This is a genomic window from Paenibacillus sp. IHB B 3084 (genome assembly GCF_001447315.1).
Taxonomy (GTDB): Bacteria; Bacillota; Bacilli; order Paenibacillales; family Paenibacillaceae; genus Paenibacillus.
Genome location: NZ_CP013203.1, coordinates 1,418,667 through 1,431,924, shown reverse-complemented (window position 1 = coordinate 1,431,924; position 13,258 = coordinate 1,418,667). Strand labels below are relative to the sequence as shown.

At 48.3% G+C, this 13,258-nt stretch carries 9 protein-coding genes; 4 read left to right on the top strand and 5 right to left on the bottom strand.

Going from position 1 to position 13,258, the window contains the following annotated elements:
* The first annotated feature begins 39 nt into the window (after positions 1-39).
* Positions 40-951: an AraC family transcriptional regulator gene (locus ASL14_RS06730; RefSeq protein ID WP_134910981.1), complete on the top strand. Its 912-nt coding sequence runs from the start codon at positions 40-42 to the stop codon at positions 949-951.
* 108 nt (positions 952-1,059) lie between these two features.
* Here the strand turns inward: ASL14_RS06730 and ASL14_RS06725 are convergent, their stop codons facing one another.
* The 5 genes from ASL14_RS06725 to ASL14_RS06705 form a co-directional block, all read right to left on the bottom strand.
* Positions 1,060-2,460, bottom strand: coding sequence for a sugar porter family MFS transporter (locus tag ASL14_RS06725; protein ID WP_134910980.1), 1,401 nt, complete (start codon positions 2,458-2,460; stop codon positions 1,060-1,062).
* Positions 2,461-2,687: 227 nt separating this feature from the next.
* Complete coding sequence (locus tag ASL14_RS06720; RefSeq protein ID WP_134910979.1) at positions 2,688-4,025, bottom strand: response regulator transcription factor; 1,338 nt, start codon at positions 4,023-4,025, stop codon at positions 2,688-2,690.
* Complete coding sequence (locus ASL14_RS06715; RefSeq protein WP_134910978.1) at positions 4,000-5,445, bottom strand: sensor histidine kinase; 1,446 nt, start codon at positions 5,443-5,445, stop codon at positions 4,000-4,002. The genes ASL14_RS06720 and ASL14_RS06715 overlap by 26 nt, the downstream gene beginning before the upstream one ends.
* Positions 5,442-6,440 (bottom strand): sugar-binding protein, encoded by a 999-nt coding sequence (locus ASL14_RS06710; RefSeq protein ID WP_134910977.1) that lies wholly within the window; start codon positions 6,438-6,440, stop codon positions 5,442-5,444. Before ASL14_RS06710 ends, ASL14_RS06715 begins: the two co-directional genes overlap by 4 nt.
* 335 nt (positions 6,441-6,775) lie before the next feature.
* Entirely contained in the window at positions 6,776-7,621 is an 846-nt protein-coding gene (locus ASL14_RS06705; protein WP_134910976.1) for a Cof-type HAD-IIB family hydrolase, read from the bottom strand.
* 264 nt (positions 7,622-7,885) lie between these two features.
* Between ASL14_RS06705 and ASL14_RS06700 the strand changes: the two genes are divergently transcribed.
* The 3 genes from ASL14_RS06700 to ASL14_RS06690 all read left to right on the top strand — a co-directional run bounded on the left by ASL14_RS06700 (position 7,886) and on the right by ASL14_RS06690 (position 13,237).
* Positions 7,886-9,400 (top strand): alpha-glucosidase/alpha-galactosidase, encoded by a 1,515-nt coding sequence (locus ASL14_RS06700; protein ID WP_134910975.1) that lies wholly within the window; start codon positions 7,886-7,888, stop codon positions 9,398-9,400.
* A gap of 552 nt (positions 9,401-9,952) precedes the next feature.
* Entirely contained in the window at positions 9,953-12,109 is a 2,157-nt protein-coding gene (locus ASL14_RS06695; protein WP_134910974.1) for a glycoside hydrolase family 6 protein, read from the top strand.
* 192 nt (positions 12,110-12,301) lie between these two features.
* On the top strand, positions 12,302-13,237 hold the full coding sequence (locus ASL14_RS06690) for a nucleoside hydrolase (protein WP_134910973.1): 936 nt from the start codon (positions 12,302-12,304) through the stop codon (positions 13,235-13,237).
* Positions 13,238-13,258: the final 21 nt, after the last annotated feature.

Here is a 13,258-nt window from a genome sequence, read left to right as displayed (position 1 = left end):
AGTCTGTTAAACTGTGAAAATAGTGGAGGTGCTGCGGGGATGAACGGAAGTCTGTTTGAGCCACGGCTACGTGACGGGGATTATATTCCCCGTTTTTTTGCTTACTATTACAAGCAATGGCATGACTATACCATGTCTTACCACGAACATCATTCCACCGAAATCATGTATATGATCTCAGGCTTGTGCAGAGTGGATGTACAAACGGGAGGGAATGCGGGAGAAAGCATCACGCTGCGTAAAGGCGAGTTTATTATGCTGGACGCAGGCGTACCGCATCGACTGGTGGTGGAAGGAGAACAACCCTGCCGGATGCTAAATGTAGAGTTTGGTTTTACGGAGGGGGTGAGGGTAGGGCCGTCTATCCGACAAATGGCAGCGGAGGAGCAGGAGGTCACGACTCTCATGTCGCGTCCATTCCCGTATCTGGTACTATCGGACCCGGAAGAAGTATATTATGCGCTGAAAAGTCTCGTGCTGGAACTGGATCAACGAAAAGAACAGCCGGGTGCAATGGCAGAGATGCTTTTTATGCAATTGCTAGTACGAATTGCACGTCTACGGGAAGAGGCAGAGCGCAGCAACACGCAGCAAACGGATATGTACATTAAACGATGCATTGAATTTCTCCATCTGAACTATGACCGAGATATTGTGGTCAAGGACATGGCAGCAGCCGTGAATCTGCACCCAGGTTATTTGCACCGTATTTTCAAAAAACATACTGGACTAACGCTTACCGCGTATTTAACGATGCTGCGAATGGACAAGGCCCGTATGCTTCTTCAGCAAACGGACATTCCCATTCAAGAAATTGCCGATTATGTAGGCGTGGCCAGCAGGCAGTATTTTCATATGTTGTTCAAAAAGCACACAGGCAAGACGCCTGTTGAATACCGCTCTGCTGTGGAGCGCCATGTGTGGAACTATGCGGAGGAGGATGGGAACTGATAATAAGAAGCCTCTGAACCATTGCCGATTTAGGTCGGTATGACTCAGAGGGCGTGTGTTTTGAAGCATTATAACATGTGTCCGGGCTTCTTGAGAGCTAAAGTCAGGTCATTTCCCGAGCCACATATTTTCCATCTGTTCAAGTGATCTCCCCTTGGTTTCGGGAACCTTGCGCCATATAAAGACTACGACGAACAACGAGATGGCTCCGAATAACCAGAAGGTATTGGACGGACCGGCTGAACTCAGCAGAGGAGGGAATGCCTGCGATACCAGATAATCGCCGGCCCACAATGCCATCGAAGCGATGGCGACCGCTTTGCCGCGAATGCGGTTCGGAAAGATCTCCGAGATCATAACCCATACGATCGGCCCAAGCGATATAGCGTAGGAGGCCACGTAGATCAAAATCATGATGAGCACGAGCGGTCCGGTGGTCAAACCCATTTTGAATGCGGCTCCGATAATGACCAAAGAGAGGGTCATCAACGAGGTGCCGATTATCAGCAGGACTTTTCGTCCCGCTTTGTCGATCAGCCATACGGATACGATGGTGAACAACACATTGATCAACCCGATCCAAATGGTCTGGGTCAAAGAGGCGTCCGTACCGAGTCCCATTCCTTTAAAGATAACCGGCGCGTAATACAAAATGGCATTGATGCCGGTAATATGCTGCATAATGGCGAGCATGACACCGATAAAGAGAGCGACCCGAATACCGGGAGCGAACAATTGTTTCAATGAGTTGTTCTCATTTTTGAATGATTCCTTGATATCAAGCACTTCCTGCTTAGCGGCTTCTTCACCGTGAATTTTCAGCAAAATCGGCAGCGCTTCATAAGGCCGATTCTGTTTTATAAGCCATCGCGGACTTTCGGGTATGAAGAGCATCAAGAGCATAAAGATCAGTCCCGGAACGGCTCCCACTCCGAACATCCAGCGCCAGGCTGTTGAGACACCCCAGGCTTCATCCCCCATGCTGACGATCCACGAATTCTGAAAATAAACCAGGAAAATCCCTGTTACGATCGCCAACTGATTTAAAGCAACCAAACGACCTCGGTATTTGGCGGGAGCGATCTCCGCGTTGTACACCGGACAAACGGTGGAAGTGATTCCTATGCCAATGCCGCCGATCATGCGAAAGATAACATACCCGGTGAACGTGTCTTGAAGCGCAGAGCAGATCGAGCCGACGACGAATAAGAATCCGGCGGCCAGTAATACCTTTTTTCTGCCGATCTTTTCACTCATGTAGCCGGAAAGAGCCGCTCCAGTGACACTCCCGACAATCAGACTTGACACCGCCCAACCAACCTGAAATTCGTTCAGCGAAAAACGCTGCTGCAGGAATTCGACTGCTCCCGAAACAACCGCGATATCAAAACCGAACAGGATGCCTCCGAGCGCAGCTACGATGGATACCAATGTCACAAAAAGCATATTAGGTTTTTCTGATTGAAGCGCTTTCTGTTGAGCGCTTTCATTATTGATGATTACTGCCATATGATCATCTCCCCTCCAGATCTCTGGAACCTCATTCCGTTCTTCGAGGAGAAGTATAACATGCGCTTATAAAAGAAAGGTCGGTTATCGTCTTCAATAAACGGACCTTTTCATGCACGATTTTGGCTTCCATTCCCGAATCGGAGATGGAGGGGCTGAACCTAGCATTACCTTGTCATTCAAGCTTAAAAAAATCCATGCCGATGGTCGGCATGGATGAATCTCTACTATTTTTGGCCTTTGAACTCAGTGGGAGGAACGCCCGTTATCTTCTTAAAGACGCGGCTAAAATAGTTCGGGTCCTTATAACCCACTTCAAAGCTGATTTCCTTAAGAGCAAGGTTGCCCTCCTTGATCAGAGAAATAGCTTTATCAATCCGTAGCCGGGTTACGAAGTCGATGAACGTCTCTCCGTATTCCTGTTTGAAAATTTTACTGAAGTAGTGGGGATTCAAATGGACGAAATCAGCCACTTCTTCCAACGAAAGCTCATCGTTGAATCGTTCCTCGATATACATTTTCGCCCTACCCAGCATAGTCAGTGTTTGGACCTCCCGCTGTTCTCGTATCCGTTGCAGTGCTGACATGACGTACGTCTGCTGAAGCATTCCATTCTCCGCTTTGACGGCAAGCACAGAGGCGTTTCCAGCCTCTGACGACTTCAGTTCGTCAAAGTGGCAGTAACCTCCATCCCGCTTGCGTAGGGTGGAGGCAAAAACGGCTTCGAAATAGGACTTGCGAAGTCCTTCCTCGCCGCTATGCAGCGAGCCGATTCCAATAGCCGTCTTAATGCCAAGTTGCTGCTGGACAAGATCGGAGAGCTGCTGAACAAGGTGTTTAACCAGCTGCCGCCAATCGTTTTCGCCGGTGGCAGGCGGCTTGCATAAAAAAGTGGCTACATGATGGTCGATTAAGGAGCTTACAATCGAATTCGGGCCATGCGTTTTTATATAGCTTCGGAAATGGTCGTAAATTTTCTTTTTATCCTGCTCGTCCGTATATCCGTCAAAAGCGGCAATGATGGCGCTTCCCTGATCAAGAGGAAAGTCCAGCCATTCTGATAGCTGAGAAGCGCTCGAATCCACGGTCTGGTCGACCATAAGCATTAAAGCCAGCTCATTTTCTGCGAGCGGCATCAGCTGTGAGATTTTGTGCCTAAGCTCCAATTCTTCTGTACGTGCTCGCTTTTCGCACTCAATTTCTTCAATCAGTCGTTTCAGTGTACCGATGATCAGTTCTCGCTTCGCCGGTTTCAAAATATATTCTTTTACGCCTAAAGAGAGCGCCTCTCGGGCATAGGCAAAATAATCATAGGCAGTGACGAGCACGAATCGGGTATCGGGAAGCCGCTCCTTTAATTCACGAAGCGCTGCAAGCCCGTCGATTCCGGGCATATTGATATCCAGAATGGCAATATGGGGACGGTGCTCTTCCGCACATTCAATTGCCATGCGGCCGTTGCCGGCATGAATAAACCGAAATATCCCCGGCATCGCCCGTTCCACTGTCAATTCCAGTCCTTCCCTCTCCAAAGCCTCGTCATCCGCGATCAACAACCGATACATCAGTCTGCTCACTCTCCTTCTTGACTGGAATTCGTATTGTTATAGTAGTACCTCGTCCGGTACTGCTACTGATTTCAACCATTCCTTCTTTTCCGTAGAACAACTGCAGCCGCCTAAACACGTTTTGCATTCCAAGTCCTGTTGAACTGCCGCTTTCGACTTCGCCTTCAAGACGGAGCACGGACAGTCGGGTTTCCTCCGTCATACCCTTTCCGTTGTCCGAGATTTCAATTTGCACATCCTCGTTCGCTCGCGACAGTGTCAACGCGATAATGGCTCCGTCTTCCATATCTGCCACACCATGAAGAAAAGCGTTTTCAATAAATGGCTGGATCGTCAGGGCCGGAATTTGCTGCTGAAGAACGGAAGCGTCAATGTGAAGCTCAAAGCGAATTCTGTCCCTGAAGCGCGCCTGCTGGATGGTTACGTATTCGCGGATATGATCCAGTTCCTCCTGGAGAGTTACGGGTTTGTCCAGCTTCTGCAGGCTGTACCGTAGCAGATTGGACAGCGAAACGATCAGGTCGCTGGTTTTCTCCGCCCCTTCCAGGATCGCCAGCTTGGAGAGCACATTTAAGGTATTGAATAAAAAGTGCGGGTTAATTTGATTTTGCAGAGCCAGAAGCTCCAGTTCCTTCACAAGCCGCCGCATTTCCAGACTCTGTTTATCCTTCTCGATGAGGATGCTCAAATCGGCGGACATTTGCGAAATGGCGTCCGACAGTACGCCTAGCTCGTCATCCCGTCGCGGTTGGGGCTCGATATTCAGATCGCCTGTGGCGATTCGCTTCGCCAGTCCGACAAGTCTGCCGACAGGGCCAGTAATGCTGCGCGAGACCCAGACTGCAAGCAAAACCCCCATCAGCGCGTTCATGCTGAACAACGCCACTCCCCATCCGTTCATTTGCTCATTCTTGTTCCGGATGTTCTCGATGATCGGCCGGTAATAAACCAGTTCTGCATCGATCAGTCGCTGTCCCTCCTCGTGGATATAGCTGACGGTTTTCTCAGCTTCAATATAATGTTCAAAAGCCGATTGAGGATCTTGTGCATTTGCGTCCAGAACTGCGGCTTGTTTCTGTTCAAGAAATGTGGACAACAGATTCACGTAGTCCTCCTCGGCGAAAGAAGGGTCGGTCGAGTCGGAAACTTCCTGAATTCTGCCTTTCAACAGCTTCAATTGGCGTTCTGTCGGGCCCTGCACAGCCTTATCGTCTCTCGGATTAAGCAGATAGGCGTATAGGAGCTTTAAGTTGCTCTCCGCCGATTCGGAGGTTTGCTCGATGAGCAGAATTCGGCCAAGCATTTCATCGTAGCTCTGTTGTACGACCTTTCCGCTTTGGAATACAAAATAAGCGATGATATTGGCGAACACAACTAGGAGGGGGATGAACAGAAGCAGCTTCGTTCTGATCGTCATCGTCCGTCAACTCCGGGCATGTTGTTGGGAGTGTCCGCATGCACTTCATATACCCTGGTGTATGTTAATTTCTGGGGATCATTCCCCTTTAAATAATCATTCAGCAGTTTTATGGCCTTAGCCCCCATTTCCTCTGGCTGTTGAACAAGGGTCAGTTCGATTTTGCAATCTCTAATGGCTTCCAACGTCTCGGCCATATCGTCAAAAGCGAAAACCTGCAAACTCCGCGCGCCGCGCCGCTCCGAGGCTTCCAGAATGCCAAGGCCGTCCAGCGCACTGAATCCGACCATGTAGCGGATCTGCGGATACCGGGCGAGCATGTTCTGAGCTTGCTGTGCTGCCTGAAGCCGTGAAATATTTGAGGAGCGAATCTCCACAATGCGGAGCTTGGGATAGCGACCGATCACGGAACGAAATCCAGCAAGCCTGAGTCGCTGATTCTCGACGCGCTCGCTACTGATCATAACTCCAATGTCGCCACGCTCTCCAGAGGCTTTCGCTAACAGCGCGCCCATCCGTTTTCCTGCTCCTTCGTTATCCGTTCCCACGTAAGCTAGTCTACGGGAGTCTGGTTCATCCGTATCGATCGTGATGACGGGTATGCCAAGTCCGGCTGCTTTATCGATTAATCGGCGATACTCTGGATCATTTATCCCTTGAACCAGAATTGCATCCGCCTTACTGGCGATCGCTTTATCCAGCAGTTTGACCTGCTCGGACGGATTAATGCGGTCCGGCCCGATATAATCGAGCCGCATACCGTACTGTTCCGCTTCCTTTCGGGCTCCTTGTTCGATTGACCGCCAGTAATAATTATCCAACTCCTGTGATATCAGTACGACTTTTGTATCGGAAACCCCGTCTTTTGGAGAAACCGTCTTCAATAACTCTGCAAATTGGTGAATTTGAAAAGAAGACAGAGTGAATTGAAGGAGCAGCCAGGCAAATAGCAGGAAGACGGGGATAAGGATAAATGTCCATTTACGGTTTGACATGTCTTGCTCCTTTGGGAATATTTAGAGACTTAACTCATTATACAGCAACAAAAGAAGTGTAGGCAGCTATCGTCAGCGTAAGCGCGGTTATTGAGGAGGAATTCCATATTGTAATCAAGGTACATGCCAAAGTAGAAGTCTTGAAGGGTAAGCAACAACAGACATTTGAAGAATGGTTTGCCCATCTTACAAGTAGTGAGGAGATGGAAGCTGGGCAAGCACTAAGTGAATTCCGTGGAAAGATAGCATTGGAGATAGGCCCCTACCAGTAGGATTAGGACATTTTTAAGTCCAGAAACTGCTGCAGGGGCTTAAGTATAAAAAAAATAACCTCACTAAATCAGACCATGCTTTTTAAAGCTGTGAAACAGTCCATCTTCATCCACAGCATCCGTAATGTCATCTGCAATGGCTTTGAGGCCCGGTTTGGCATTTCCCATGGCAATTCCTAGCGCACAATAATCAATCATTTCAGCATCGTTCATCCCGTCTCCGATAGCAATGGTGTCTTCTTGGGATCTTCCCAAATGCTCAATAAGCTTTTCAATAGCTACGGCTTTGTGAATACCGGGAACCATTAGCTCACCACTGTCTTGCCCGAAAGCAGATACAGTACATTGAATAACCTCAAATTTCCCTGCGAATTCCTTTTTGATCTGTTCGAAAGGAACATTTTTGTTTTCCAAAAAGCATGCTTTGTTCACGTCACTACGGTACAGGTTGTCCTCTCCTATAGTTAGGCCAGTGATAAAAGGATGCGGGCGTTGTTCTTTTTTTTCTCTGGCTACGGGATCATTGTCCACATCTCCATAGATAAGCCGTTCCACATGGGGCAAAAAGTTTTTACTCGCAAACAGTCCCCCGTTCGACTCCAAATAAAAGTCCAAATCATGTTCATCAAAGTAATCGACCATATGTCTAACATCTTCATCCGATACTTTGTGGTGATATAACATCTCGCCTTCGATTTCTACAAAGCCCCCGCCAGCTCCAATGATCCCGTCAAAACCGACCTCCATGATAAAATCATAAATCTCCGCTTTGGATCGGCCAGTGCATAAATAAATCAGATGTCCGTTCTTTCTCGCTTCGATACATGCTGTTTTTGCAGATTCGGGAATCATACCATCATCATCCACTAGCGTTCCATCTATATCTAAAAAGATAATCTTTTTGTTCATCTTAGGCTGCTCCTTGCTCTCCAATGTTTTCTTTTATGTTACTACATTTACCGCACTTAAAGTACATATTGAGCTGAAAAAACACTAGATAGAAAGAGAGAAACGGGATGGAGCGAAATGGAAATGAGCAACCCTCTATTAACACGAAAGTTAGGATTTTTGACACCTAAATACGAAACTGGTCATGATTTTGATAACGCTTTCCACAGGCCTATTGCTACAATGACGGTATATACCAATTCTAATTACCGGAGGTTGAATGCCGTGTCATTTAAAGTAGCTTTTATTGGAGCAGGAAGCATCGGTTTTACCCGTGGAATTTTGCGTGATCTGTTATCGGTGCCGGAATTTAATGATATTGAAGTGGCTTTTACGGATATCAGTCAGCACAATCTGGATATGGTTACTGAGCTGTGCCAGCGGGATATTCGTGAGAATAGTTTATCCATACAAATACAGTCCTCTACGGATCGAAAGAAAGCTCTAAAGGATGCCAAATATGTGATTTGTACGATCCGGGTTGGTGGGCTGGAAGGGTTTGCGACCGATGTAGACATTCCGCTGAAATATGGCGTGGATCAATGCGTGGGCGATACACTGTGTGCAGGAGGTATTATGTATGGGCAGCGTGGTATTGCTGAAATGCTGGACATCTGCAAGGATATCCGCGAGCTAAGCGCACCGGATGTGCTGCTGCTGAACTACTCGAATCCGATGGCGATGATCACTTGGGCTTGCAACAAGTACAGCGGCGTACGTACGATTGGGCTGTGTCACGGTGTACAGCATGGACATCACCAAATTGCCGAAGTATACGGCTTGGAGAAGCAGGATGTGGACATTGTGTGTGCCGGAATCAATCACCAGACGTGGTACATTCAGGCTTCACATGAAGGCAAGGATCTGACAGCCGGACTGCTGGAGGCTTTTGAAAAACACCCTGAATTTAGCCGCACCGAAAAGGTACGCATCGACATGCTTCGCCGTTTTGGCTATTACAGCACTGAATCGAACGGCCATCTAAGCGAGTATGTTCCCTGGTATCGGAAGCGTCCGGATGAAATTCTCGACTGGATTGATCTGGGAAGCTGGATCAATGGAGAAACGGGAGGCTATCTGCGTGTATGTACGGAAGGACGTAACTGGTTTGAAACAGATTTTCCAAACTGGATGAAGGAAGATCCACTGGAGTACAAGGCAGAGAAACGCGGTGAAGAGCATGGCTCTTACATTATTGAAGGACTGGAAACAGGACGTGTATACCGGGGGCATTTTAATGTCGTCAACAACGGAGTGATTTCCAATCTGCCGGATGACGCGATTATTGAGGCGCCCGGATATGTAGATCGTAACGGTATTTCCATGCCTCATGTGGGTGAACTGCCGCTCGGCCCTGCGGCTGTCTGCAATGTCAGCATTTCCGTGCAGCGTTTGGCAGTTGAAGCTGCCGTGCATGGGGACGACAAGCTGTTGCGGCAGGCGTTCATGATGGATCCGCTGGTGGGTGCAGTATGTAATCCGAAGGAAATCTGGCAAATGGTCGATGAAATGCTGGTAGCGCAGGAGGCATGGTTGCCGCAATATGGAGCAGCGATTGTCGAGGCGCGCGAACGTCTGTCTGCTGGCAACCTGATCCCGACTCGCGATTACGAGGGAGCGGCGCGGATCAAGGTCAAGACGGTCGAGGAAATGCAGTTGGACCGGGATGCCGCGAACAAAAATGCTGGTGAGTCGGACAAAGGCAAGGACCGTGAAAAGGTGCAAACTAGCGAAGCCTAAACGCCCAGAGCATTTTTCAATAGTCGTAGTGGTAGAAAGGGTATTTTCAGTGCCGTGATGGCCTGGAAATGCCCTTTTTTGATATGAGCGCTAGGCATAGCCGCCCCTCACATTTCATACCTTCAGGTTTATGGTTGTCGATTCGGGTCGACGGAAATTAAAGAATACAGCCTTGTTATTACAAATCTCTTCTCCCATGTCGATGCCCCAATTCGCCCAAAGGGCTTGCCACAGGGCGGATATTCCTTTAAACAAGGGAACCGGTTCCTGGGAAATATAGCAGTAAAAAAGACCGGCAGAGTGGCAATTTATAGCCTAACTAATAATTTAATTCTTGATTTATTCAATTTACAGCGGATTTCCAGCTCTCTATAATCTAACATAGGAGGTGAATTAAAGAGCAAGATAGAAGCGCAGGATAAAATAGAAAGCGCTTACCTTTTTTGCATCTATGAACGCCGATTTTTGGAAAAAAAGAGCGTATCACACATTTAATGATGTAACGATCAGGTGCCGACATAGGAAGATTCAACAAAATTTACGGAAAGATAGGTGAAGCAATTGAAAACCAAGCAAGTGCTTCGTAAAGGCATGAAGTATGCTTTTGCGCTATCACTCGTCGCAAGCAGCTTTCTACCAGGTGCAGGATTTACGGATAAAATACATGCAGAGTCCCATGTGGACAATCCTTATCAAGGGGCGACAAAATACGTTAGTCCTGATTATGCGGCTAGTGTCGACACATCGATTGCCAAGATTACTGATGCCAATCTGAAAGCTAAAATGCAAACTGTCAAAACATTCCCGACAGCCGTATGGCTTGATCGCATCGCTGCCATTAACGGCGGTGGAGGCAAGCTTGGCCTGGAGGCGCATTTGGATCAAGTATTGGCGCAAAAGAAAGGCAGCACACCGATTACTGCTGAGTTCATTGTTTATGATCTGCCCGGACGGGATTGCCATGCCTTGGCCTCCAACGGTGAGCTGCCGCTGACCCAAGCGGGTCTGGAAACGTACAAAAAGGATTATGTCGATAAAATTGCTGCTATTTTTGCCAATCCCAAATATAAGGATATTCGCATCGTAGCGATCATTGAACCAGATAGTTTGCCAAACCTCGTGACCAATCTGAATGACCCCAAATGCGCGGAAGCTAAATCTACAGGAATTTATGAAGCCGGCATCAAGTATACAATTAATAAGCTGAACGAGATTCCTAATGTCTACAAATATGTAGATATCGGTCACTCCGGCTGGCTGGGTTGGGATAACAACCGCTCAGCAACCGTATCGTTGTTCACGAATGTTTTCAGAGACACGAGCAAAGGACTGTCCAGTGTGGATGGCTTTATCACGAATACAGCCAATACTTCACCGCTGACAGAACCTAATCTGCCTGATCCAAACCTGAATATCGGCGGACAGCCGATCAAATCTTCCAAATACTACGAATGGAATCCTAATTTCGATGAATCTGATTTCGCAGAGGCATTGCATAGAGACTTTGTGAGTGCAGGCTGGCCGAGCTCACTCGGTATGTTAATTGATACGGGTCGTAACGGATGGGGAGGACCTAACCGTCCGACTGCCGCTGTCGGCAGTGATATTAACTCCTATGTGAACTCAGGCCGTGTAGACAAACGCTCGCATCGCGGCAACTGGTGTAATAACAGCGGAGCAGGTATGGGTACGCCGCCGCAAACAGCTCCAGCTTCCCATGTCGATGCTTATGTATGGGCGAAACCTCCGGGTGATTCCGATGGTTCCAGCTCGCTCATTCCGAACGATGAGGGTAAAGGCTTTGACCGATACTGTGATCCTACCTATACAACCAAGGATGGCACATTAACAGATGCTTTACCGAATGCACCTATTTCAGGAGCTTGGTTCCATGATCAGTTTGTTATGCTTGTGCAAAATGCATATCCAGCGATTGTCCCTTCATCTGGTGGCGGAACAACTCCTACACCAGCCGCTCCAGCAGTACCAGCGGGCTTAAAGGCGACAGCGGGTAATGCGGAAGTGAAGCTGACCTGGAATGCGTCCACTGGGGCCGACAGCTACACGGTAAAACGTGCAACCAGCGAAGCAGGTCCTTTTACAGCCGTTGCGCCTCTTGTTACTGAGAAAGAGTACACAGATAAGGGGCTGGCCAACGGAACCACTTATTTCTATGTTGTAAGTGCTACGAATACGAAAGGAACAAGCAAGGATTCCACTGCGGTAAGCGCTGAGCCAAAAGGTACACCGACAGATCCAACGGACCCTACAGATCCAGCGGGTGATCTGGTTGTAATGTATCGGGCCGGGGACACCGATCCAGCTAATAACGCAGTCAAGCCTTTCTTAAATCTGAAAAATAAAGGTACAACACCCGTGAAGCTGAGTGAGCTGAAAGTCCGGTATTATTTCACGAAAGATGGCAGCCAGGAGCTGCAATCCGCAGTAGACTATGCGCAAGTAGGCAATGATAACGTGTCGCGTACATTCACAGATAAGTATATTGAAATTGGTTTCAATGCTGCTGCCGGCACGCTTGCTGCTGGAGCGCAAACAGGTGATATTCAGATCCGCATCAACAACAGCGACTGGTCTAACCTGGACGAATCCAATGATTACTCCTTTGATCCTACCAAAACCTCTTATACAGAATGGAATAAAGTAACGTTGTTCCATAACGATAAGCTGGTGTGGGGAATCGAGCCTTAAACAGGATAGAATGCGCTTGAATAATTTAGCAACGTTGAATGATAAGCTACGGCAAAATCTGCCGTAGCTTTCTTCATTTTATGGAAGATTACAGAAGCTCTATGTTTCCCTCTACTGAGAAAAGGGAGGGAATATTCATTTAAATTGAGTATAATGAAAAAAAAGAATGCTGTTCTACTGTGGAGGATCATCATGAGCAAAAAGTTAATTTTAGATGTAGATACTGGCATTGACGATGCGCTTGCCATTGCGTACGCGGTCCATTCGCCGGAATTGGAGCTACTTGGCATCACAACTACCTTTGGCAACATCGCGGTTGAAGAAGCGACACGCAACTCGCTGATCTTGTTGGAAAAGCTCGGTGCAGAAGCTCCGGTCGTATCCGGCGCACAAAAGCCGTATGCCCGTGAACTGTTCAAACCGTATTCCCGGCATATCCACGGCGAGGACGGGATTGGCAACCAGTTGCAGGGCTCGCCTTCCCGACAGGCTGCATCTGGTGATGCTGCTGATTTTATCATCGAACAGGCTCGTCACTATGAAGGCAAGCTTACCCTTGTTGCGGTGGGACCACTGACGAACCTTGCGATTGCACTGGATCGCTGTCCCGAACTGCCGCAATTACTTGACCGTCTGATCATTATGGGCGGCGCAGTCACGGTAAAAGGCAACGTAACCCCGACCGCTGAAGCGAATATATATGCCGATCCTGAAGCCGCAGCTAATGTGTTGGGAGCGGGTTTCCCGCTTACGCTGGTTGGGCTGGACGTGACTATGCAGACGCTGCTTCCTCAGCATGAGGTGGACAAATGGCGTGAGCAAGGGACCGAACTGGGGAGGTTTATGGCAGATATGACGGACTTCTATATGGAAGCCTATCGTAATTTCAGACCCGGTATCGCGGGCTGTGCTTTGCATGATCCGTTGGCCGTAGGGCTAGCGATTGATTCCAGCTTTGTGGAGACGCGCCCGATGCACATTGCCGTCGAGGTGGGGAATTCCGTCGAGGTTGGTCGTACCCGTGAAGTAACGGACAAGGATCAAGCTCATTCACAGACTAGTATTGACGTGGCACTTGAGGTGGATGCGGAGCGGTTTTTGCGTCATTTTCTGAGTCGGGTGGTATAAAAAATAATTCTAAAGATTGCC